General features: G+C 69.7%; 23 protein-coding genes. 16 read left to right on the forward strand and 7 right to left on the reverse strand.

Annotated features, from left to right (window positions below; all coding sequences use genetic code 11):
• Positions 1 to 83: 83 nt before the first annotated feature.
• The 7 genes from ACGFWI_RS37810 to ACGFWI_RS37840 all read right to left on the reverse strand — a co-directional run bounded on the left by ACGFWI_RS37810 (position 84) and on the right by ACGFWI_RS37840 (position 10443).
• On the reverse strand, positions 84 to 2162 hold the full coding sequence (locus ACGFWI_RS37810; RefSeq protein WP_393910606.1) for an ATP-binding protein: 2079 nt from the start codon (positions 2160 to 2162) through the stop codon (positions 84 to 86).
• A 136-nt stretch (positions 2163 to 2298) separates the two neighbouring features.
• Entirely contained in the window at positions 2299 to 3411 is a 1113-nt protein-coding gene (locus ACGFWI_RS37815; RefSeq protein ID WP_393910607.1) for a hypothetical protein, read from the reverse strand.
• Positions 3412 to 3821: 410 nt separating this feature from the next.
• A complete protein-coding gene (locus ACGFWI_RS37820) occupies positions 3822 to 5867 on the reverse strand; it encodes an ATP-binding protein (RefSeq protein WP_393910608.1) in 2046 nt (681 codons plus the stop codon).
• A gap of 75 nt (positions 5868 to 5942) precedes the next feature.
• Positions 5943 to 6443, reverse strand: coding sequence for a hypothetical protein (locus tag ACGFWI_RS37825; protein ID WP_393910609.1), 501 nt, complete (start codon positions 6441 to 6443; stop codon positions 5943 to 5945).
• Positions 6444 to 6448: 5 nt separating this feature from the next.
• Positions 6449 to 7018, reverse strand: a complete 570-nt coding sequence (locus tag ACGFWI_RS37830; protein WP_393910610.1) for a hypothetical protein — start codon at positions 7016 to 7018, stop codon at positions 6449 to 6451.
• A 1027-nt stretch (positions 7019 to 8045) separates the two neighbouring features.
• On the reverse strand, positions 8046 to 9344 hold the full coding sequence (locus ACGFWI_RS37835) for a hypothetical protein (protein WP_393910611.1): 1299 nt from the start codon (positions 9342 to 9344) through the stop codon (positions 8046 to 8048).
• A 265-nt stretch (positions 9345 to 9609) separates the two neighbouring features.
• On the reverse strand, positions 9610 to 10443 hold the full coding sequence (locus ACGFWI_RS37840) for a GntR family transcriptional regulator (RefSeq protein WP_393910612.1): 834 nt from the start codon (positions 10441 to 10443) through the stop codon (positions 9610 to 9612).
• Positions 10444 to 10641: 198 nt separating this feature from the next.
• Here ACGFWI_RS37840 and ACGFWI_RS37845 point away from each other — a divergent pair, with 198 nt between their 5' ends.
• The 16 genes from ACGFWI_RS37845 (at position 10642) to ACGFWI_RS37920 (ending at position 21405) form a co-directional block, all read left to right on the forward strand.
• Positions 10642 to 10884: a hypothetical protein gene (locus tag ACGFWI_RS37845; protein WP_393910613.1), complete on the forward strand. Its 243-nt coding sequence runs from the start codon at positions 10642 to 10644 to the stop codon at positions 10882 to 10884.
• Complete coding sequence (locus ACGFWI_RS37850; protein ID WP_393910614.1) at positions 10881 to 11957, forward strand: hypothetical protein; 1077 nt, start codon at positions 10881 to 10883, stop codon at positions 11955 to 11957. Before ACGFWI_RS37845 ends, ACGFWI_RS37850 begins: the two co-directional genes overlap by 4 nt.
• Positions 11958 to 11976: 19 nt before the next feature.
• A complete protein-coding gene (locus ACGFWI_RS37855) occupies positions 11977 to 12483 on the forward strand; it encodes a hypothetical protein (RefSeq protein ID WP_393910615.1) in 507 nt (168 codons plus the stop codon).
• On the forward strand, positions 12480 to 13511 hold the full coding sequence (locus tag ACGFWI_RS37860) for a hypothetical protein (RefSeq protein ID WP_393910616.1): 1032 nt from the start codon (positions 12480 to 12482) through the stop codon (positions 13509 to 13511). The genes ACGFWI_RS37855 and ACGFWI_RS37860 overlap by 4 nt, the downstream gene beginning before the upstream one ends.
• Positions 13512 to 13627: 116 nt before the next feature.
• On the forward strand, positions 13628 to 13843 hold the full coding sequence (locus ACGFWI_RS37865; protein WP_393910617.1) for a hypothetical protein: 216 nt from the start codon (positions 13628 to 13630) through the stop codon (positions 13841 to 13843).
• Between the two features lie 88 nt (positions 13844 to 13931).
• The gene (locus ACGFWI_RS37870) at positions 13932 to 14108 is read left to right on the forward strand and encodes a hypothetical protein (protein ID WP_393910618.1); all 177 of its coding nucleotides are present in this window, start codon (positions 13932 to 13934) and stop codon (positions 14106 to 14108) included.
• Between the two features lie 448 nt (positions 14109 to 14556).
• On the forward strand, positions 14557 to 14697 hold the full coding sequence (locus ACGFWI_RS37875) for a hypothetical protein (protein ID WP_393910619.1): 141 nt from the start codon (positions 14557 to 14559) through the stop codon (positions 14695 to 14697).
• Positions 14690 to 14887 (forward strand): hypothetical protein, encoded by a 198-nt coding sequence (locus tag ACGFWI_RS37880; protein WP_393910620.1) that lies wholly within the window; start codon positions 14690 to 14692, stop codon positions 14885 to 14887. Before ACGFWI_RS37875 ends, ACGFWI_RS37880 begins: the two co-directional genes overlap by 8 nt.
• Positions 14888 to 14986: 99 nt before the next feature.
• Positions 14987 to 16222 carry a DUF2637 domain-containing protein gene (locus ACGFWI_RS37885; protein WP_393910621.1) on the forward strand — a complete coding sequence of 412 codons (1236 nt, stop codon included), beginning with the start codon at positions 14987 to 14989 and terminating at the stop codon, positions 16220 to 16222.
• A 196-nt stretch (positions 16223 to 16418) separates the two neighbouring features.
• Positions 16419 to 17057 (forward strand): plasmid partition protein, encoded by a 639-nt coding sequence (locus tag ACGFWI_RS37890; protein ID WP_393910622.1) that lies wholly within the window; start codon positions 16419 to 16421, stop codon positions 17055 to 17057.
• Positions 17054 to 18004, forward strand: coding sequence for a hypothetical protein (locus ACGFWI_RS37895; protein ID WP_393910623.1), 951 nt, complete (start codon positions 17054 to 17056; stop codon positions 18002 to 18004). Before ACGFWI_RS37890 ends, ACGFWI_RS37895 begins: the two co-directional genes overlap by 4 nt.
• A gap of 176 nt (positions 18005 to 18180) precedes the next feature.
• Positions 18181 to 19752: an acyltransferase gene (locus ACGFWI_RS37900; protein ID WP_393910624.1), complete on the forward strand. Its 1572-nt coding sequence runs from the start codon at positions 18181 to 18183 to the stop codon at positions 19750 to 19752.
• A complete protein-coding gene (locus tag ACGFWI_RS37905) occupies positions 19752 to 20348 on the forward strand; it encodes a hypothetical protein (protein ID WP_393910625.1) in 597 nt (198 codons plus the stop codon). Before ACGFWI_RS37900 ends, ACGFWI_RS37905 begins: the two co-directional genes overlap by 1 nt.
• Positions 20349 to 20477: 129 nt before the next feature.
• The gene (locus tag ACGFWI_RS37910) at positions 20478 to 20894 is read left to right on the forward strand and encodes a hypothetical protein (RefSeq protein WP_393910626.1); all 417 of its coding nucleotides are present in this window, start codon (positions 20478 to 20480) and stop codon (positions 20892 to 20894) included.
• Positions 20895 to 20932: 38 nt separating this feature from the next.
• On the forward strand, positions 20933 to 21088 hold the full coding sequence (locus ACGFWI_RS37915) for a hypothetical protein (RefSeq protein WP_393910627.1): 156 nt from the start codon (positions 20933 to 20935) through the stop codon (positions 21086 to 21088).
• A 143-nt stretch (positions 21089 to 21231) separates the two neighbouring features.
• The gene (locus tag ACGFWI_RS37920; RefSeq protein ID WP_393910628.1) at positions 21232 to 21405 is read left to right on the forward strand and encodes a hypothetical protein; all 174 of its coding nucleotides are present in this window, start codon (positions 21232 to 21234) and stop codon (positions 21403 to 21405) included.
• Positions 21406 to 21694: the final 289 nt, after the last annotated feature.

Raw genomic sequence — 21694 nt, forward strand, 5'->3', positions numbered from 1 at the left:
ACCGGATCCGGGGCGTGCGGAAACCACACGAGAAAGGCCCCGCACCCATACGAAGGGAGGCAAGGCCTTTCTCGCGCCATCGCTCAGCGACCGGGCCGCAGGTCGACCAGTACAGGCGGGGCGCTTTCCCCCTTGACGGAGGTCACCGACAGCACAGCGTGGCCAGCCGGGACGGAGTTCGCGAGGTCGGAGGCGGACCAGCGTTCCCGTTCGACGGTGCGGACGGTCACTGCCTTCGCAGTGACGGCCTTACCAGTGACGGCCTGCCGGAACATGTGGAACGCCTTCCCTCCGGCGCTCTCCGCGATGACCTGCCGGTCTGTGACGTCGCGGGTCTCCACCCACTCCTTGCCCCAGACTTCGGCGAACCGTCCGCCGTCCCCCGCCGTGATGCCGGCGAACGCCATCCGGCAGCCGAACGCGCCGAGCAGGGCGCCGCGTAGGGCGTCGGGGACGTCGTCCAACGACCGCAGCGTCAGCAGCACCCCAGCGCGGGCAGAGTGCAGCCGCTGGAGGCCACGCAGCGCCTCTGGCGTCACCACGTGCGTGGTGTCATCCAGCACCAGGAGGGCGAACGGCGACCGGCCCGTACGGGCCGTTGCCGCTTCGGTGAACTGCGCCAGGATCAGCCGTGCGATGATCCGCGACGCCTCCATGTGGCCGCGCGCGGGCAGCTCGATACGGACGCGCAGCGGGCGGTCCAAGGCACGCAGCGACACTTGACGGGCGCCGCCCGTGGGGTCGAAGTGGCCGCCGAATGCCGGGCGATCCAGCAGCGCGATGCGGTCGGCAAGCAGTCCTCCAACGTCGTCCGGCCGGGCCGCCTGGCGGGCGCGGGCGTCCAGCTCCCGCAGCGCAGCACCTTCTCCGGCCGCCTTCAGGTCTACGCGGAGTCGGTTGGTTGCCTCCGGCGTCCCATCGAGGAGTTCGCGCAGCTCGGGCACGGAGGGGAATCGGCGGTGCACCGTGCGGAACGGGCCGAGCAGTTGCCCGAGCGCGGTGGCGCCGCGGCGGCTCTGGTCGCCGAGATCACCGACGAGCGCTTCGGCCAGCATGCCGGCTGCTTCGTCGGGGTCGGTGGTGCCGCCGTACAGGTCGAGGTCCCCGCCGGTCGCGTCGGGGCGTCCGATCCTCACAACCACGTCGAACGCGTCATCCGGCCCGAAATCCCCGGGGCCGACGGCGACCACCGCCGCTTGTCCGGTGAGCGCCTGGAGACACAGGGATTCCACTGTCGGGCGCACCAGGCGGGCGGTCTTGCCGCTGCTGGCGGGGCCGACAGCGAGCACCGAGGTGCCGAGCAGTGCCGGCTCCAGGGCGCATCCGGCGCCCCGGTGCTGATAGGGGTTTCGGGAGGTGTCGGCGGCGACTCCGATGCGGACCTGGCGTGCGAGCAAGTCATGGTGCGCGGTGCGGCGGGGTACGTCGCGTTGGCCGGAGGGGTGCCGGTAGGCGGCAGCGCCATCTCGGAGTACGGCGTCGGTGAACGAATCGACGCCGGTCTGCGCAACGCGCCAGGCGTGCGCAATCCGCACGGCGTCCACGTCGTTCATCCGCCCCGCGCGGGCTTCTGCGGCGAGTCGGTCGGCGGCGGCCGACGCCCCGGCCGTGCGCAGTTCGGGCCATTGGGCGGGGTCGGCGGCGGGCGGGGTCGGCGCGGCCTGCTGGCTGGCACGCATCCGCTCGCGCAGCGGCTCGTACAGGCGCCGCACCAATTCGGGCCAGCGTCCCAGCCTGCCGAACACCACGGCCAGGATGCCGCCAACCAGGACGTAGTACGCGTAGGCGGCCACGACGAACGCCATACCCCCGCCCTCCGGGCCGAGGACGGCCAACGGCCAGATCCAATAGCTGCCCAGATAACCGTTGTAGAGCAGGCTCCACAAGAGCCAGCCACCAAGGCCCGACAGCAGCGCTCCCGAGACCAGTCGCCGCAGCGGCGTGCGGTCGGGCTCGGCGGCGGGTCGGGGACGGTGTCCGTACGTCCAGATGCCGGGAGCGGCGTCCGGGCGCGGGGTGCGCAGCCAGCGCAGTACCGGCGGTTCCGGGGCCGGCCCGGCGGGCGGCGGGGGTGCGGAGGGGGGCGGCGGCGCGGGGCGGGGGACGGCTGGATTGTCGACTGCTGGCGGTGGCGTGCTGATGCTGGGCTTGTCGTCGGACATGGTTCCCCTCGGCGTTGCGGTGGCCTGGTGCTGGCCTACCCCGAGACGACCAACGCCCCTCCGGCGGGGGCCAGAGGGGCGTTGGCGTACAGGTCTTCAGCAGGCCGTAAGCGGGATCAGTATCCCTGATGGCAGGTCATTTACCCTGCTCTCCCCGCGGTTTCTGGCGTGGGGTGCGCTTCGAGTCGGCGGCCATGCCGCCGGAGATCGGGTTGCTCTGCGGTGGCTTGCTCGAAGTGCTGCTGGTGCCGCCGACCGTACGGCCGCCGTGGGTGCTGATGCCGCGCATGACGCCTGCTGCGGCACCCCCTCCCCCGCCGATCACGCCGTTGATAACGCCGCTGGCGGCGCCGCCGGCCGTGCGGGCGGCAGCCCGAGCAACTCGTATTCCGTCGCCCCACATCGGCACCTTGGTGATCAGGCCGACGGACACGCCGAGCGTCGCCAGGGTCACCGCGAGACCGGTGAGCACGTGCCCGTGCTGGCCGCGCAGCACTGCGGACAGCCCGAGCATGATCACGATTATTGGCTCCACGCCGATGATCGCGGCCATGATCCCGGACCATTTCCGCACGTGGGGCCACCACTCCCTGTCGATCAGGCCCGCGTAGACGACGATGCCGAGCATCGCACCCGCGTACAGCGCCAGGGCGCGCAGCACGAGCAGCAGCATCAGAGCGCCGCACAGGACCACGGTCGCCAGGGACACCACGAGCACGATGAGCGGCCCGCCGGGCAGCTGGCCCGCAAGCAGGTCCGCGGCCAGGGCGTCGTAGACGTCCCCTCCGGTCGTCGTGCTGCCGAGCGCGGCTACCAGCACGGTGGTCACTGCGCTGGTGGCCTGGACGACCACGTACAGGATCAGCGGCGTGAACGCCGTTGCCCCAACGGCCAGCCACAGCAGGCCGATCGCCTCGCGCATGGCGGTGATCATCGGGGCGCCCCGGATCGCCCGCTTCATGACGGCGAACAGCCACAGCACCATGACCAAGACCGACGTCGCCGCGAACAGCACCGCGTACTGCTGCAAGAAGGAGGCGTTCGTGAAGTCAACCTGATTGGGGCTGCCGATGACGTCCCCGAGCCGCCTGGCAGTCCACGCAGCAGCCTTGGCTGTCGAATGGGCCAACGACGTCAGGGGGTCCATGCTGGACAGCGGGTCGGGTGGCTTGACGCTCCCCCCACCGCCGCCGGTGCTGCACGCCGAGTGCGCCGGCCCCTGCACCATGTCGCACGGATTGTCAGGCATCGGTCCCTCTCTCGTCGTGCTGATGCTGGTGCTGGTGCACTGCTCCCCCTCTGCTGGTGGTGACCCGTCAGCGCCCGTACGCCGGGCCCGCTATGTGTGTGTACCCGACCGCGTACCCACCGTGTATGACCATGCCGGGTGCGGCGTGGGCGCGTCCACCGCGCACGGCCGCATCGCGCGGCCCCGGCCGCCGCGCCACCCCCGGCCGCCTTTCATATATAGGCACCCCCGTCCCGGCGGGGGCGGGGGTCTTTTTGACGTGGGTGACGCCCCATCGCAGGTCAGAACGTGGGTGACGTCGCGGCGGCGGCCCCACGTCACCACGGTCACCACCACGCGGGAGGGCCAGCCGCGCCGGTGTCACCACGCCGAAACCGCGTTGCAGCCGACCCTCCCGCGACGTCCCCACGTCACGGGAGGGCGGCCACCACGTCAGCCAGGCGATAGATCGTCGGGCGGCCGGGCTGCGTCTCCAGCCGCTGCGTCGGGATCGCGTCCGCCAGGCCGGCCCGGCGGAGCTCGGCGCGCAGCGTGCGGCCAACCATGGCGGTGCGGTCGGTGCGGCCGTCCCATCGGCCCCAGGTCGTAGCGTCCGCGTCCGCCAGGAGGTCAGCCAACGGACCCGTCGCCAGCCACTCGGGATCGCCGGCCGCGGTGAACGCGGCCCGCAGCGTCTGGAGGATCGGCGGGACGTTAGCGGCCGCCTTCGCGGATGCGGCGGCCGCGGCGGGGGTCGCGTCGATGTCCGGGAGTCCGGAGGAGACGCGCTGCTGGGCCAGTTCAGCAGCAACCGCCGGGTCGAGGCGGGGTACGTAGCGCACGATCGGCACCGTGCTGCGGGGAGTGATCGCGTAGAACTTGCCTGCGTCGGCCTGCTCCCATTCGCCGGGCGACGGCTTGAGCAGATGGGGCAGCCACCCCTGCGCCACGGCAGTGGACTCACCGACCACCAACGGCACGTCGGCGGCGCGGCACGGCATCAGGATGCGGACGCCCACAGAGTCGGCGATGGCCTCGCCCAGAACATCGCGGGTGGCGTCGCGGGTGCTGAGTACGAGGGTGCTGCGCGCTTTGCGGCCGATGCCGAGCAGCGCCAGCGCCGCCGCTTTCCCGGCCGGGGTGAGCCGGGCGTACTCGTCGCAGAACACGACGACAGCCGGACTGTCAGGGCCCACTACCCAGTTGTCGTCAATCCCCGACCCGAGGGAGGCAATGCGTGCCTCCGCGCGGGCCAACTCGCGCTGTAGCGCACGTTCCGCCGCTTCGGGGGTGTAGGCGCCGCGGGCGGCGGCCGGACGCAGGGGCCCCAGCCCGACGCCGGTGGGATCCACATCGACCGCTACGGCGTCGGTGCAGGCGGTGACGTACTCCGCCAGCCTCCGGATCATGGCGCTCTTGCCCGCGCCGGTGACGCCGACCACCAGGACGTGCTGTCCGGCCAGGATGACGGGGGTGCCGTCGCCATCAATGGAGGGTCCCAGGTCCATCTCGCCGGTGATGCTCACCGACAGCGGCGAGCGGGCGGGCGCAGTGTCGGCGTCGGCGAACGGCCGCTTCGTCAGGATCCGCACGGTGACGGCGGAACTGTCGGTGTCGGCGTGCGTCGACTGCGCGAAGATCCTGTTGGCGCCCACGCGCAGGGTGGTGCCCACCGCCGGCAGGCGGCGCACGAGATCCTCCAGCGTGCCGGAGGTGAGGGTGACCGGGTAGCGCCAGCCCCAGTCCGTCGGGGCCGGCACCCCCACGTCCGGCGTCGCCCCTTCCTTCTTGAGGGCCAGGCGCAGCGCCTCTTTCGCCTCCCGCGGCGAGCGCCCCGCATCACCGAGCGGGAACGGCTCCGGGTCTCCGTCGAGGGCGGCTTCGCCGGGGGCGGCGGCCGGGATGAACTTCAGGCGGGGAACCGGCGGGCGGCGGCGCACCGGGTGGTGCCCCTGCGCGGCGGCGTAGGCGGTGGCGAGCAGCAGCACGGCCAGGGTGACGGCGATGCCGGCCCCGGGAGCCAGCCACCACAGCAGCAGCCACGCGGCGACGCCAGCGAGCAGCAACACGGCCGCCGTCCGCCGGCGGACGGCGGCCAGTTGCGCACGGCCGATCTTGAGCATCACCGGCGAGATCGGCACATGCTCGAAAATCTCCTGGTCGACCCTGATTTGATAGTCGCCCCATTGCATCGTGCGGTACGGGATGACGGGGGACATGTGACCACCGCCGCCGTATCCACCGCCCCCGTATCCGCCACGGCGAATCTGCCGTTTCTGCTGATACATCCGCCGCTGCTGAATCTGAAGCTGCATTCTCTGTTGCATCTTCAGCGCCTGGATATTCCGCCGGGCATGTTCGGAGAACTCCCGACGTCCGCGTGCCCAGATGGCGTGCTGTTCATTGAGCAAACGGTGCGCAATATGCGTGTCCGTCTGATCCTCAGCGCTCCACCAACGTCCGAACTCGGAACGCACATGCCGCATTCCCGCGGCGACAATGTTCCGCCTGCCCCCGTCGGGCTTTTCCGCTCCCCGCGCCATGTTCGCCCTTTACAGCGTGCTGGTAAAGATCATTCCGACCGTGTTCCCGCTCGTGCGGATCAGTCCCATTGCCATGCCGAGGAGTCCGGCGGACGTACCCAGCCAGATGCCGACGAGCGACCCCTTAACAACCGGCGGCGCAAGGTCCTTTCGACCGGACTTGAAAATTCCCAGGTAAAAGCACAGGATCACGATTCCGGTGATAGCACCGCCCACGCCCACCTTTTCACCACCCGTCAGCGGATGGCCTTTCACTCCGGCCACAGAGGTGCCGGTGGCCGCCTCCAGGGCGTACGTCCCAATCCCCTGCCCGAGCGCGGCGGCGTGCCCGCCCATCGCCCCGAGCACGCCCCCGCCCAGAAAAAGCAGTGCAGCCATGGTGATTCCGGCGAAAAAGTGGATCTTTGGGGTGTAGTCCCCGCCCCGCCATTGGCCGATCTGGTACGCGAGGATCGCCAGTCCCAGCACCATCGCGCCGAGCCCCCCGCCAACGGCTGCTCCCGTGTTCATGTCCGTCAGACTCCCGTCAGCCACGTCAGTAGCGCCCGCCACACCAGGCGTGCGAACCCAATGATGACCACCCACGCGACCACCGCGACGACCAGGCGCAGGAGGTAGCCGAGGTAGCGGGCGCGCCATGCGCGGACCAGGCCCTGCCACAGGACGCCGGACAGCGCCGTGACCAGGTGTGCGACTGCGCCGGCCAGAGCGCTGCCGAGCGGCAGCAGCATCAGCACCCCGGCCAGCAGGACGACCAGCAGCACCCAGCCGAGCGGCGCCGCAGCCCCGTCGGTGCGGACGCTGTCGGTCAGACCGTCCGCCGGACCGACGCCCCACCAGGCGGCCCCCGCGATGATCACCGCGGGAATGTTCAGGTTGAGGTGCAGCCACCGCAGGTCAAGGCCCTTTTTCTGGGCTGCGGCGGTCGGACCTGGGGGGAGCCGGTCCGCGATGGCGTCCCCGATCATCGCGCCCACCTCCACCGCCTGCTCGAAGGACTGGTGAGCTGAGCGCCCGACGTCCTCCGCAGCCTCCCGGACCTCCGTGCGGGTCTCGTCCCAGGTCTCGCGCAGGTCTTCGCGCACCGCCGGCCGGCTCCACCACGGTCCGGCGTCCTCCTCCGGCTCCGGGCCTACGGTCGGCGCCTCCGGATCAGCGGGTGTGTCCGCCGCCCCGGGAGCGGACACGGCGTCATCGGCCGGGTCTGCGGCCGGAGGTGGAAAAGCTGCTGCTGCGGTCGCATCTTGCGGTACGTCAGGATCCGGCGCAGCCCCGGCACCTGACGTGCCGGGCGTCGGCGCGGCCGCCGGGTCCGCGGTCGGAAGCGGCAGGTCCGGGGGCTGCCCGGCTCCCGCCCCGTCGGCATCGTCCGCCATCTCCGCCCCCTGTCGACCACGGGCCACGGGACCGGCCCCGCCGCCTGATCCAGGCAGGGTAGACCCTGTGTCCGCAGGTCAGCCCCCACCCCGACGCCACCACCTGTGCCGGCCTTAGCGGCGTCCGTCTGAACTCAGCGTTGGGCGCTCCCTACCGGCAATTGTGCCCGGCGTCGATACTGATCCCGCGCAGGGGCATAAAGAGCAGCGCGAGGCACCGTTAACACGCGAATACAGCCGGGAACTCGACCCTCGTAAATCGCGCCCCGGTCGAGAAATGGAGCACCGCACCAGGGTTTCGATTACCAGCAAATCACGGATTCCATTTACGAGGCCGTTAACAGGTGCCGTAAATCTGCGATCACTGGACATTTTCAGATCACAGGGAGAGACTGCTGTAAAAGCCCTGAAGAACGCAGCGGGCCCGACCGCGTTGAATCCGCGCGGTCGGGCCCGCGCGAATTAGGTGACCGCCGGTCGGCGAACCGCATCACCGCTGGTCGGAGCACCTGGTCGACGCCAGGTGGCGGCGCGTGGGCACGGCCGTCCACCTGCGACTGGTGACGCCCGGCGAAGTTGGTGCAGATTCCGCACGCCCCGCCCCCCGGGGAGGGAGTCGGCCCAGCGATCGCCGCGCGCGGGAAAGCCCTGTGCGCCCCTGTCGCGACTCCCCGGGGGGTGCTCGGCGAATCCCCCCGGGGATCGCTGGTCGGCCGCGACAGGGGGCACGCAGAGGCTAGAAGGGCGGCTCCGCCGACCGTCGAACCGCGTCCGCTGCTTGCGTCAGGAGATCCCGCATTTCGTCATCGGTGGGAGCTCCGCAGCCGGGGGCGGAGCCTCCCGAGACGCAGCGGGAGCAGAAGCCGCTACCAGCAGGGTCTGCCCATCGACGCCCGTCGCAGGCGTCCCCCTTGCATCGAGGCCACCCCAGGCACTCCGGGCACATGCTCTGCCCGGGAGCAGCGGGATCTCCGCAGGCATCGCATTCCCGCTGCGGGGGCCTGCTGCTGAGGGCGGCATCCCACGTGCGGTCTGCGGCCGTGGGGATGCTTGGCACGGGGGCCGCAACCCAACCGCCGTCCGTGCTATCAGGGGCAGGGGCCTGAGAGGGGATAGGCGCAGCCGCGGCGGGCGGAATGCCCGCGGCCATGGCTGCCCGTAGCCGGCCCGAGACGATTCCGCCCACGGTCGTGGTGATCTTGTCGGGGAGGGGCCGACCGGTGATGATCTGCCGAATCTGCTGGGGCGTCCACCCCTCCAGCAGCATCCCGGACACGGCCAACCCCTGGTGCGCAAGCGTCCGACCGGTGAGCAGGTACTCGGGCTGGTCATTGCCGATGGCCAGCAGCAGTTCGACGCCCGGCGTCACGGTGACTGGCGCCACGGCGCGCCCACCGGCCGACGTCGGGGCCTTCTCTTGACCCTCGATGCCCCCGCCCCCGTCCGTCCGTCCGTCCGTTTCAGGTTTCGCGTCGCGCTCGTGCGTGCCCGCGTCACGGACGGACGGACGGACGGGGGCGGTGTTCTTCTTGTTGATCTTCTTGGGGTTGGTGTTCTTAGTGGTGCGATTCCCCTGGCTAGGGTTTCCCTCCCCAGGAAAATCGCATGTAGGTGCTGACCTGGGGTTTTCTGGGTCTGCATCCAACTGCTGATTTTCGCATCCTGGGACTGACCTGCGCTTTTGTGGAGTAGCCTCCGACGCACCCTCAACGGCGTCCCAATTCGGGTCAAGGATGATCATCAGGCCATCCGGCATATCCGTGATGTAGTACGCAGACTCACCCAGACGACCGAGGTCATCCCGTGCCCGGTCCCTCTTGAGGTAGTCGTGGGCGATCAGCTCTTTGAGTCCACTTCGGACCGCCGAAAGCCCGTCTGTGCTGAAATCCGCAATGGCTTCTTCTGATACGCCGAAACCATCCCGATGTGTACTAATTAGCCCGAAAATCCCCTTGGCCTTGAAAGATAGCCGCCGATCGCGGAACAGGCCGTTGTAGATCTGCGTGAACTGGCGTTGCAGCACGTCGGCCGCCATCGGACCGCGAACGATCCGGCCGGGGAACCCCATCAGGCCACCCCCGGCGCGCCGACCAGGGCGTCTAGCCTGCTGTCGTTGCTACCACGTACGCTCATACTTGAGCGCACCTCCTATTCAGGTGCTGCCGGCACCCCGGGGTGGCTGCCCCGGACCGGCCCTTCAGGCCCCGCACTTGTGCGGGGCCTGTTGTGCTGTGGTGGCCATCCTCCACCCGTGACGGGGGGAGACGCACGGCCCTCAACGGCGCGGTGTGGCGCGGTTCCTACTCACTGCCAGGTGCCTGGTAGTAGTCGCTGGCCGCAGGTGTCACCGGCCAACGAGCGGACGCGGCGCGGGTGACCGGATAGCCAACTGCGAATTGCGCGGCGCTCATCCGAATGTCTTGGACCTCGACAACCCGCTGAGGCGCGCGCCCCTTTTTCGGGAGGTACGTCACTCGGAGCGTGCGCAACAGCGGGACACCGGTTTTGGGCATCGCAAGCGCCTCCGCCTCCGTGGGCGACGGCATCCGCGCAGACACTTCCTCACGCCACCGCAGAGCGCGGCCGGCCCACTCCTCGACCCTGTCGTACATGCCCCCAGGGCCGGTGTCTCCGGCGAGCACGGGCACCTCCTCCGTGATCCATTCCGGGATCCAGGAGTCCGCGAGCTGCCGGTGCTCCTCCCGGCGCGGGTCGCCGATGATGCGCCGCCGGACAGTCAGCGACTGGCCCGCGGGCACGCCGAGCAGCTCGGCTACGTCGGCCGGCACCGGGGTCGACTGGACACGGGTCTGCTCGCCATCCCACGGGATGGCACGCCAGTGCTGCACCTCGGGGCCGGAGTAATACCCCATTTCATCGCGCTCGATCTGGCGCTGGCGCACCGTCAGGCGTAGGCGGTCCGGGTGGAGCCGCACGAATACGCCGGCTCTCCTGCGCCCCTCCACCAGGCCTTCGCGCTTCAGGAGTCCGATCGCTTTCCGGACTGTGATGTCGCTGACGCCATGATCGGCGGCAATGTCTCGCATGAGGGGCAGGGCGGCGCCCGGTGCGTACTCGCCCGATGTGATGCGTTCCCGCAGGTCACGGGCGATTTCCTCGTATCTCGTTTCCATCGTCCAGTCTCCTCGGTCAACTCACCAGCAGCATTTAACGTATACGCCAACGCTTGCCAGCGCCACTGCCTGACGTATACGTTATCTCTCGACAGCCAGGCGGTCGGCCCCCGGTTTCCCGGGGGCCGACGTGCCCAGGTGTTGGCGCACCTGAGCGGTTGTCGGACCCCTGCACACACACTTTGGAGAGAGGCCGACATGACGATGGTTGCAGGTCAGCCGCCGTGGTGGCGCTGCCGTACGGGACGCACGGGGGCGCCGCGTGCGGTGCTGACCCGTACGGGCTGGTACCGGAGTGCGTTCGACCTGGCGCTACCGCCGGGATACGCGGCCGCGGCCGCGGACGCGGACGCTACCCCCGGTGCCCTGCTGGAGGGCGACGAACGGCGCTTGCAGGCACGGCTGTTGGGAATGGGGCTCGGGTTCGGGGGCGCCGCGTGAATGCCGTACCGCCGCCGCCGTCCGAGTTGCCGACGGTGCACCTGCCTGAGCAGTCGGCCCCGCCCGTCGCTCCGGAGCGCGTCACCGTCACTGTCACCGAGCCGGTTGTCTTCACCGCGCCCGGTGAGCTGCTGGAGGAGGTGCGCCGGGATGAAGAGCGTCAGGAGCGGGAGCGGCGCGGGGAGCGGGTTCGGCTGATCAAGAGGCCGCGCCCGCTGATGGAGCCGGCCGCCGAGCCGGAGGCCACCCTCGACGAGTCGGACCCGGAGCCGGCCGCCGAGCCACAGCCGGAGCCCGTTTCCGAACCGGCCGCCGAATCGGAGCCGGAGGCGACGGGGTGGTGGGCGACCGCGCGCGACCGCTTCGCCGCCGCTGCTGCCGAGGGCGAGCCGGACCCGGACTGGTGGGCGCGACCGGAGGTCAAGGGGGAAGACCTGGCGGCGCCTCCGGGCGGTGGGTGTCAGCACGAGCACACCACGCCTGTGCGGCTGGAGGGCGGAGGGGTGGCGGGCCACCTGTGCGTCACCTGTGACGCCCGCCTTCCCGCCGCGCTTCCCGCCGCGTTCACCAAGCGCCAGAAGGCGGCGTTCGCCAAGGAGTGCGAGCACCTGGACCCGACGCCCCTGGTGGCGCAGGCCACCGGCCAGACCGTGGGGTACCTGTGCCGGGACTGCGACACGCAGTTGCCCGCCGACCACGTGCCGCGGGTCCCGATCCTGGCGCCGATGCCGGGCTACTACACGGCCCCGGCTGCCGCGGTGGCGGGGCGCATCGATGACCACGTGCAGGCGGCACTGTCGTCCGGTACCCGCGCCGCCCTGAACGCCGCCGCCGCGGCCGGGATTGGGTGGCTGACCGGTCTGGTGCCGTTGTTCCGGGGCTGGATCGAGGACTGCGGCCGGACGGCCGGGCCGACGGCCGCACTGATGGTCGGGGTGGGGCTGGTCGTACTGGTCATGCACGTGTGGGACCGGCGCACCAGGCACTGGTGGTGGGGACTGGCGTGGGTTGCCCGCATCCCGCTCATGTCCGCCGTGCTCGCCCTGGGGCTGTACGCGCCCGGAACTTTCTAGTCAAAAAGGGGAGTTGACTATGATTCAGAATATTTCTGCCGACACCGCGCACACCATGCAGATCGCCGCAGAGTTTGCCATTCAGGGCAAACTGTTGGGCAGTCTGGGCGCCGGGGGAGTGGCGTCCGCGCTCACGGTCGCGATGGTCGCGGGGATCCGGGAGCCCAAGGGCGGCGGTGAGGGCGCCAAAAAGGGCAAGATGCGCCGGAAGCTGACCTCTACTCAGGCCACCACCATGGGCGTCGTCGCCGGGACGTTCTACGCGGCGGCCGGGTCGATCTGGAAGACGTCCGGTCAGGTGAGCGACGCCTTCGCCCAGGTCTTCACGAGCGGCGCCTTCGGCACGGCCGGCCTTGGTGCGGTCAGTCTCCTGCTGGCCGCGGTCATCTACTTCCGCGAGATGCGGCCCGGCGCTGCTGCCTTCACCGGAGTGCTGTCGGCCGGGGTGTGGGCCGCGGCTGGCGGCATCTGGGGCTTGCCGGAGGCGCTGGTGCTGTCCGGGGCGCACGCGGTAGGTGCGCTGTGACGACGGCCGCTGAGGCGGGGGAGCAGCCTGATGTCGGCGTCGCGCCGGACGCGGAGAGGCGGCGCCCCCGGAAGATCCGTATCAAGACGTCGACGCTGAAGCCCTACACGTCCACCGGTGACCTGGTCGGCGCGGTCGGCGCCGGGTCGCTCGTACTGCTGGGCAAGGGCTGGACGTGGGTTACCGCTGAAGACTGGCGGACCGCGCTGACGCGGCTCGGCGGCACGCTCGGCGGGACGTTCGTCGCGATCCGAGCGGCGTCCGAGGTGGACGTGGTGTGGGGCCCGTGGCTGGTGCCGGCCGCCGCTGCTGGGTGGTGTGTGGTCGCGGTGATCCACTCCCCCAGCGCCAAGGCCAAGGCAGCCAAAGCCCGCGCCCGAGCCGCCAAGGCCCGCGCGGAGGCAACCAAGGCCCGCGCGGAGGCGGTCGGGACGGAGGCCGCGGAGGCTGCCGCTGTGGCCGCTGAAGCGGAGGCGGTCGCCGCCAAGGCGGAGGCCGTGGCCGCCCGCGCCGAGGTGGAGGACCGGAAGTCGCAGACCAAGGCGGGGGGAGGCATCGACCTGACCAAGGGGCACTCCCCCGCCGACGACCAGGAGCACGAGGGTCAGGGCGACGGGGAAACCGTCGGCCTGGAGGACGTCGCGCCGCTCATCGTTGCCGCGGCCGGGAAGCGCGCCGGTGTGCACCTCCGTGAAGTGCTCGCCCACGATGCCGCGGCCGCGGGTCTGCTGGAGGGGTGGACGGTGTCCGATCTACGGACCGCCCTTGAGGAGGTCTGGGAGGTCCCGTGCGAACCCAACATGGGCTACCGGGTCGACGGCCGCCCGACCACCACGGTGGGGGTGCGAGTCGAGGCCCTGCCCGCACCCCTGCGCGGGGGCGGGCAGGGGCGCCCCGCCGGCACCCCGTCCGGGCCCGCGCACGACACCTCTGCTGGCACCCCGTCTGAGGCCCCGTCCGGGCCCGCGCCGGAGGCCCCCGCCAGTACCCCGTCCGGGGCTGCTCCGGCCTCCCCTCCCCCCGCCTGACCGACCCCTCCCAGGGGGGCGATAGGCGCACCTATCACCGCAGGTCAGCGTGTCGCCTATCGCCCCACCTATCGCCCCATCTATCGGCCCACCTATCGCCTGAGAGGGCCCCGGAAATGGCTTACCGCTACCGGTGCGGCACCTGCCGCCCAACCGTCGCTGCCCGCACTCCCGAGGGGGCGGCCGCAGCCCGCGACCGGCACCGCGCGATCGTCCACGGCGCGGAGGAGATGGCCGGAGGCTCGGGCAGCAGCGCGCCGTCCGCCCGGCTGCTGCTCGGCGTCGTCGTCGTCCTCGTCGCGATGCTCATCGCGCGGGTGCTGGGTCACTGACGGCTCCCCGGTCCGTCGCCGTCCCCCGCGCCGGGGGCGGGCCGGGGAGCCGCCAAGGCCCCACCACCACAAGCAGAGGAGACAGTAAGTGGCAGACCTTCAGCAGGCCATCGAGGAAGCCGCGGCCGCGGTGCTCGCCCACGGCGGACCGGAGTGCCGGACGAACCCCAAGGTCGTCACCGCCGCGATGGGTCGGGCCTATGACCTGGGTGCCACCGAAGAGGACGTCCGCGCTGCGATGCGCCGCCAGCGCGGCGAGAGCTGATCTGAGGGCACATACCGACCAAAAAACCTATTCCCGCATAAAAACACAAAATCCCCGGACCGGTCGTCTCATCCGACCAAGAACAGAACGCCCGGCCCGGGGCCCCAACTCCGAAGAGAAGGAGCCCTCAGCATGGCACTCCGACGTGGCATGTCGACACGCGACCCTGAGCGGGCCGCACGTGAGCCGGAGCACTCGCGCGGGTACGACTCGCAGACCGGCGGCTACACCAGGACCTCCACCGACCGTCCCGTGCCCGGAACCCCCAACGGGACCTCCGGCCGCCTGAGGGGTGGTCGGTGATGAGCGGGACGTGGCAGTGCGCCAACTGCGGCGGCTGGTTCGGCGTCTGGGTTCTCCGCAGTTGGTACTGCGACGTCTGCAAGGCGCAGGGATGCGGCGTGGCCCCCGCTGCTGGAGTGTCCGTACCGGCCTGCACGGAGGCGTCATGACCACGGCCGAGCAGTGCGCCGAGGATTACCGCCAGGCGCAGCAGCAGCGGGACCAGGCGGCGGCCGCCGAACAGGACCGGCAGGCCCGCGCGAACGGGTCCGCGGCCGCCGGTTCGGGCGGTGGTCGCCGTGGATGAGTACGCGCTGCGGATTCGCGCAGCGGCCGGCCCCGGTGTGACGGACGGCCAGCGCGCCGCCGCGCTCTACCTCCTGGAGCAGGTGCTGGAGGTGAGCGCCGACTACGGCGTCACCCTCGCCCATTGGGACAAGACCAGTGTGGACCTCCCCCGCGGGTGTGTGGAGGTGATCTGCACCCGCAGTTTCTGACGGCCTGGTGGGGTGCACGGTGGACGCTGTCCGTACCGTGCACCCCACACACCCCACAGCCCAACCTGGCGCCCTGGCGCCCCGTACGAAGAGAGAGACATGGCAGAGCAGCAGCAGATGAAGAGGCCGGCCCCGGCCTCCCGGCGGGTGGACGGGCTGTTGGTGGCGCTGGTGGGCGGCGCGGTACTGGTCGGTGCGGTCGCGATGGCGGCCAGTGCTTCCACGCTCGCCGCCCTCGGTTACGCGGTCGGCTGGACGCAGTGGGACGGGCGCATGGCGTGGGCACTGCCGGTGTCCGTCGATGCGCTGGCGCTGGTGGCTGGTGCGGTGTGGCTGAGCCAGCGGGTGAGCAGGCGGGCACAGGATCTGGCGCGGACGGTGACGCTGATCGCGGTCTTCGGCTCGGTGGTGTTGAACAGCGTCGGGCATCTGGTCGAGTCGCACGATGTGAACATCAACCCGGCGTGGCGCATCGGCGTATCGACGGTGCCGCCGCTGACCGCGGCCGTCGTCATCCACCTCGTTGGCGTGGTGATCACCACCTACCGCAGCACACCCGCCCGCGCGGTGAAGGCGTCGACCGTGCCGACCGGCCGTCGTCGGCGGTGGCGTGCGGATCCCGCAACATCGGCCCCGACCCCGGCGCACCAAGAAGCGGAGCGGCGCCCCGCGTCGGCCCCCGCCCCCGCGCCCGAGGTGCCGACGCAGCCGCAGCGCGAGCAGCATGAGGCAGCCGTGCCGGAGCGGCCCGGCGCCACCCCGGCGGCCGGCCCCGCGTCGGCCCCGCCGGTACCGGAGCGCGCCACCCCCGCCCCGGAGGTCGAGTCGGCCCCGGCCCCGGCCCCGGCGTTTACCCCCGAGCCGCGCCCGTACGCGATGCCGCCCGCGGACGCGGCCCGCCTCCACCAGGCGCAGCAGGAGGCGCTGCGTCGCCGCATGCAGGACGACCGCCCCGGGGTGGTCGTCGGTCAGCCTGAGCGGCCCGTGAGCGGCCCGCTCGACGTCACCCTGGACGCTGCGGCCCCCGCCCAGGAGCAGGACCCGGTGCCCGCCCGTTCGGCATCGCATGCCGCAGCATCGGCCGGCCCTGCCCGGGTTTCCGTCAGCATTGGTGACGGACCGGCGTTCCCAGCCGCGCCGACGGAGGACGATGTACGCGCACTGACGGATGAGCAGGCCCGCGAGCTGACCACCGGCCTTACCGATGAGCAGATCTCCGACCGAATCGAGTACGGCCACCAGCACGGCTGGCCCACGCGAGTCACCAGTAAGTGGTGCGGGAAGTCCCACGTCACCGTGGCCAAAGTGTTCCGCGAGCTGTCAGGCGTCGCGTAGCCGTTTCCCCCCGTCGGGGCCGGACACCAATCGGTGTCCGGCCCCGACGTGTTTACGCAGCTCGCAGCCCGTTTACGCGAGGGTGTAAACCAGGTGCTACCGGCCGGGGATCAGATCGGCGCGCCGCTGAATCCGGACCGCCCATTTCCAGGGCAACGCGGGGTGGGAGCCGGCGTCGGATCGGTACGCTCACGCCATGTACTACATCGCCAACGTCAGCCCTCGCAGCACGGGCAAGACCACGAATTCCGCGTGGATGGGGCACGCCCTGCACGAGCGCGGGCGGCGGGTGATCGGCTACGACGCGGACGACTCCAAGCAGTTCAGCCGCTGGCAGGCCGCAGGCTCCTACCCGTTCGTCGTCCAGCAGGCGGCCACCCCAGCCTTCCACCTCAACATCCCGCAGATGGTGCCGGCCGGGTTCGAGGACGCCGTCGGCGTCGTCGACGTCGGTCACCTTGAGGACCATAAGAAGGTCGGCGCGTCCGTGCTGCGCCTCGCGGACCTGGCCATCATCAACCTCCCGCCGTCGATGAACGACGTGGAGCGGATGGAGGAACTCCCGACGAAGGAGTTCATCGAGGACATGGCGTCGCTGCGGATGGACAGCCAGCCGCCGGCCACCTGGATCCTGCTGTGCAAGGCGCCGACCGGTGTCAGCGAGATCAAGCAGGTCCGGGAGTACCTGGAGGACGAGGGCTACAACGTCTTCACCACGGTGGTGCCGGCCGTTGTGAAGTACATGCGCACCCACGAGGGCAGCGACATTCTGGCGAAGGGCAGCGTGTTCGACGCGTTGGTCACCGAGATGGAAGAGCGGGGGCTGCTGCCGTGAGCAAGTCGAACCCTTTCAAGGCCCGCCAGGACCGCAGGAACGCTGAGCAGGGAGCCACTGCTGGGCCCGCGACCGTTCCGGGCCAGGCGACGGAGTCGTCGGACGCTCCGAGCGACGTGTCCGGTGGTGCGAACGGGCAGGCGGTGGTCACTTTCGCACAGGGCCGTGCGGAGAAGATGCTGGGCTTCGAGGACCTGCCGGATCCGGTGGAGACGCCGGAGGCGACCGGTGACCTCAGCAGTGAAGAGGAGGGGATCCTCGCCCTGTGCATGCAGGCGTTCAAGCAGTTCGAGAATGCCTGGTGGGTCACCGCCAAGGGCATGGCGAACGTGAACGCCCGCCGGTTGTATCGCCGGACGCACCCGACGTTCGAGGCCTTCGCCCAGGACGTCTTCAACAAGTCCAAGCCCCTCGCGTACGAGGAGATGGCCTCGTATCCGATCGGCGAGCTTCTGTCTGCACGTGCAGACATCCCTGTGATCGGCAAGAAGGTTGCTGGCGCCCTGAATCGCATCACCACGGACTACGGTGCCGCGGTCTCCGTCGCTGTCCACGAGACCATCAAGGACGCCACCGGCAAGAGCGTCCCCGTCAAGACCATCACAGGCGTCGTCCAGCAGATTCCCCGCAAGGAAGACAAGGAGCTCACCCAGGACGAGCTCACCGCCCTTGCCCGAGAGCTCGTCACCAAGCAGCAGGGCAGCGGCTCTGGTGGCCAGCAGCGGACAAGGGAGGGGGGCGCTGCCGGTAGCGAGACCCCTGCACTGGACGCCCTTCGCGTCGCCGTGTCCGAGCTTGAGTCGGCGCATCGCGCCCTTGCCCCGGCGAAGATCGAAAAGGCATTCGCTGAGTCATCGGTGGAGACCACCAAGCTCCTGGCCGAGGCCGCACGAACGGCGCGCAAGGCGGTCAGTAGAGCTGACGCCCCTCTCGGGCACGCCAAGTAGCGCAGCTCGTACGGCAACTTCGGGCCCCGCAGGACTACCCCCGTCCCGTGGGGCCCGAAGCATGTGGCGTCCCGGGTGTCGCGATCGTCAGCGACGCCGAGCCGAGCAGAAAAGCGAGCGTGCGAATCTCTCTACATGCGTGCGGAAATAGCACGCATGGCGCTAGAGTGGTGTCCATGATGAGCACCGAAGAGATTTTGCGGCTCACGGTCGCCGCGATCATGAGCAGAACGGGCGAGACACACACCGACGTAGCCGCGAGCATCGGTCAGGCCCGCAGTCAGGTGTCCCGCAAGCAGCGCGGTCAGGCGCACTGGTCGTTCTCCGACGCTGACAGTCTCGCTGCGCACTGGGGCGTGCCCGTGCTGGACCTGCTGGCCGGCCCCCTCCACGCAGCGGAGAAGCTGCCCGCCGACCGCCTGGCCGGCCCCGGCTCCCGGGCGCAGACGTTGATCCCGCTCGCGGACCCGCCGACGTCGAAGAAGCCGCCGAAGAAGCGGGCAACCCCGAAGCCGGCACCTGCCGCTCCGACGCCTCCGGATCGCACCGAGTCCGGCGAGTTGGTCCAGGCGGAGTTGGAGCCGTGTGTCCTGTGCGGCGTCCTGGTGACCGCCAGGGCGGGCGGGGTGCCTCAGCACGCGTTCGGCGTCTGCGGCACCCCCCAGGAAAGCACGGAGAACGCAGGCGCGGACGGCGAGCCGATGCCGGCCTCGGCGCTCCGCCCCGCCCCCGTCGGAAAGGGCGCACCGTCAGAATACGCACCAAGTGACCTCGTGCGGCTCATCAAGGAGTCCGTGCAAGACGCATTGGCCAGTGCTGGCGGAGATATCGGCGCAGCGCAGGAAAGCCTGATTTACAAGGCGATCCCGTCCGTCATGGATCTATTCGAAAGGTCCCGCACCGACGGTCGGTATACGCACAGCTCGTTCCCTCCCATGGATGAGATTTTCACGAAGAAGAGCCAGAAAGAAGCTAACCAGATCTGGGAGGGACGGCCGAAATGGAGGAATCGAGAACTGTTCCAGAACGCCAACCCGGATCAGGATCCGGTAGAGGTGAGCGTGCTGGATACGAACGCCGCATATCTCTCCGCGCTGAAATGCTGGCTTCCTATCGGAGAACTCAAACCAGTGGACACGGATCAGCACTTGCCGGACCACGCAGGAGCCTATCTGATCTCTCCACCGGAGTGGCTTCACGCGGATCTCCCGAACCCACTTGGGAACCGCATGGAACCGGGAGATGTGTGGGTGATGGATGAGACCCTCCGCCTCCTGCTGGACGCCTCCACGGCAAAAAGTGGCAGGTCGGCACTGTGTGAGCCCCCCGTGATCCGCCGGGCCCTGCTGTCGGGAGCGACAGAGGGAATCCTCGAAAAGCTGCGCCGCGCCCTGGCTCAGGAAAGGAAAGATGCCATCGCGGAAGATGACGATCTCACCTATGAATACGTGAAATCCATGTATTCTGTGTTCGTGTCCACGATCGGCAATTCAGTCAAGAATGATGCCATGCGCCGTCAGGACTGGGTGCACACAATCCGCGCCAAGAGCTACGCCAACCACTGGCGAAAGACGGAAAAGGCGCACCGCTGCGGACTGACTATTGTGTCCGTCACTGCCACCGACGAATTGCACGTGATCGGCGATTGGCGGAGCGCGACCCTGAACGGGCGGCGGGCGTTCCCGGAGGGCCGCAACCTGAACGAGTCGAAAGAAAAGGACACCTACATCCTGGGGGGTAAGCGGTAATGACGTCAGAGGACAAGTGGCAGCGCTGGGGCCTGTGGCAGAAATACGGCGCGCGGGGAGTTAAGGGGCCGGACGCGCTCATTAACGAAATCAATCGCATCGTTTACATGCGCGGCATCAAGTCACCAATCACCACGCCGCGTGGCCTCTACGCCAGGCTGAAGTACTTGAATAGCGGCCCCGGGCGACAGGCGTTGCGGGAGCAGGGCATCACCGATCGCGCCTGGAAGAACTGGATGGCTGGAAAGTCCACTCCGAGCCCGGCCAACCGTGACCGCATTGATAACGCGTACTGGACCCGCAAGAGGGAAAACATGGTCCGGTCCGGGCAACTGAAAAAGATCCTCAACAATGACGGCCGCGGGCGCCGGATGGAGATCTATCCGGTTGACCAGTCTCAGGTAGACGAAAGTCGCCGCCGCCCGAACGTCCAGCAACGGTCAATCCAAATGCGCTACATCTGGGATGACTTGGTGGACGCGTGGGCAGCCCACGACGACGCGACGATTGACGGAATCTGGGACGACGTCATCGGTGAGCTGGACTCCGACTGGGGGGCGTACGCGTACGTCTCCGCCGTCGGCATCGGCGCCTGACCACCAGCAGCTGCACAACCGAAGCGGGGTCCGCGACAGTAGCCGCGGACCCCGGGGCCGGCCCCCAGGACCAACCGAAAGCCGGCCCCCCTCCACCACCAGCTCTCACCAGCAGAAGGAGATGCCCCCATGGTCGCACTACCCGAGCGATTCCAGATCGACGACGGCCGGCACCACCTCGAAGAGATCGTCATCCCCGAGGACGCCTCGACCGCAGCCGGCGCCGCCCGCTATTTCGCACGCTGCTCGTGCGGGCACGCCTCGACCGCCCCCGCCGAGACCCAGCAGGAAGCCTGGCTGCTCCACACGCACCACGTCCGCGCCCGCACTGCCGAGCCGCCCGGCGCCACCTGGAAGCTGGCCATCCTGGTGCTCGTCTGCCTCGCGATCTGCATCGGGTCGGTGATCGGCACGCAGAGCATCGCCGCCCACCTGGACGGCGCGGCCGTCTACGTCGTCCGCGCTGCCGGCCCGCTCATCGGGTTCGCGGCCGCGTTCGCCGCGATGGTCGCCACCCGCCGCCACATCGCCCCCACCCGCAAGTGACCACGTTCGTAGAGCGACAAGAGATGGAGGCAAGTGCCATGCGGGACCTCACACATGATGAGCAAGTAGCGGTAGCCACCGACGCGATCGAGAAGTACCTGGACGCCGTCGGTGACGACGCGATCGACACTGACGTTCTCGCCGAGAACGTCATCGGCGCTCTGCGCCACGCAGCACGTCAAGCCTCCAGGTAGCCACCCCGTCCACGGCCCCCACGCTCCCTTGCCGGGATGTGGGGGCCGCGTTCCTGTGCCGCGCTTGCGCGGCTAACCCCCGCCTGTCGGACAGTGCGGCGACGGCGCGCCGCCAGTGGTGCGCCCAAGAAGGGGGTTCACCCATGTCGTCGCTCGCCCTGCTCGTTCTGCTGCTGCTGATCCTCGTAGGGACGTTGTTCACCGCGGGCCTGGCGTACGTCTCGCACCGTCACCCGACATGGGCCACGCCGCTATTGGTCGCCATCGCTGGCGCGGCCCTGGTGGTCGCCTCCGTCACCGCGATCGTCACCAGATGAGTAGCCGGGTTGGCGGTGGTGCTGTTCGTGTGGTTTCCGCGTGACCAGCACCACCGTTCGCCAGGCCGGCGCTTGCCCTCCGTCAATCGGCATAGGTGATGTGGTGGTCGTGGCTGGTGCATTCGCAAGGGCAGTTGTGGGACTGCCCGCAGGGGCACGGCTCACAGCAGTAGTGCTGGCCGCAGTCCGGGCAGTAGGCGCGGGGGCAGTCTTCGCAGTTGTCCATATCGATCCTCCTACATGGGCCAGTTGGTTTTCTGGTGCGCTTTCCGCATGCCTGGAATCTGGG

This window comes from Streptomyces sp. NPDC048434, from assembly GCF_043200375.1.
Taxonomy (GTDB): domain Bacteria; phylum Actinomycetota; class Actinomycetes; order Streptomycetales; family Streptomycetaceae; genus Streptomyces.

Coding starts and splice junctions, on each gene's coding strand:
- ACGFWI_RS37810 (WP_393910606.1), bottom strand. CDS start 2,162: ATGTCCGACGACAAGCCCAGCATCAGCACGCCACCGCCAGCAGTCGAC.
- ACGFWI_RS37815 (WP_393910607.1), bottom strand. CDS start 3,411: ATGCCTGACAATCCGTGCGACATGGTGCAGGGGCCGGCGCACTCGGCG.
- ACGFWI_RS37825 (WP_393910609.1), bottom strand. CDS start 6,443: ATGAACACGGGAGCAGCCGTTGGCGGGGGGCTCGGCGCGATGGTGCTG.
- ACGFWI_RS37835 (WP_393910611.1), bottom strand. CDS start 9,344: ATGGCGGCCGACGTGCTGCAACGCCAGTTCACGCAGATCTACAACGGC.
- ACGFWI_RS37840 (WP_393910612.1), bottom strand. CDS start 10,443: ATGGAAACGAGATACGAGGAAATCGCCCGTGACCTGCGGGAACGCATC.
- ACGFWI_RS37845 (WP_393910613.1), top strand. CDS start 10,642: ATGACGATGGTTGCAGGTCAGCCGCCGTGGTGGCGCTGCCGTACGGGA.
- ACGFWI_RS37855 (WP_393910615.1), top strand. CDS start 11,977: ATGATTCAGAATATTTCTGCCGACACCGCGCACACCATGCAGATCGCC.
- ACGFWI_RS37865 (WP_393910617.1), top strand. CDS start 13,628: ATGGCTTACCGCTACCGGTGCGGCACCTGCCGCCCAACCGTCGCTGCC.
- ACGFWI_RS37875 (WP_393910619.1), top strand. CDS start 14,557: ATGACCACGGCCGAGCAGTGCGCCGAGGATTACCGCCAGGCGCAGCAG.
- ACGFWI_RS37885 (WP_393910621.1), top strand. CDS start 14,987: ATGGCAGAGCAGCAGCAGATGAAGAGGCCGGCCCCGGCCTCCCGGCGG.
- ACGFWI_RS37890 (WP_393910622.1), top strand. CDS start 16,419: ATGTACTACATCGCCAACGTCAGCCCTCGCAGCACGGGCAAGACCACG.
- ACGFWI_RS37900 (WP_393910624.1), top strand. CDS start 18,181: ATGATGAGCACCGAAGAGATTTTGCGGCTCACGGTCGCCGCGATCATG.
- ACGFWI_RS37905 (WP_393910625.1), top strand. CDS start 19,752: ATGACGTCAGAGGACAAGTGGCAGCGCTGGGGCCTGTGGCAGAAATAC.
- ACGFWI_RS37910 (WP_393910626.1), top strand. CDS start 20,478: ATGGTCGCACTACCCGAGCGATTCCAGATCGACGACGGCCGGCACCAC.
- ACGFWI_RS37915 (WP_393910627.1), top strand. CDS start 20,933: ATGCGGGACCTCACACATGATGAGCAAGTAGCGGTAGCCACCGACGCG.
- ACGFWI_RS37920 (WP_393910628.1), top strand. CDS start 21,232: ATGTCGTCGCTCGCCCTGCTCGTTCTGCTGCTGCTGATCCTCGTAGGG.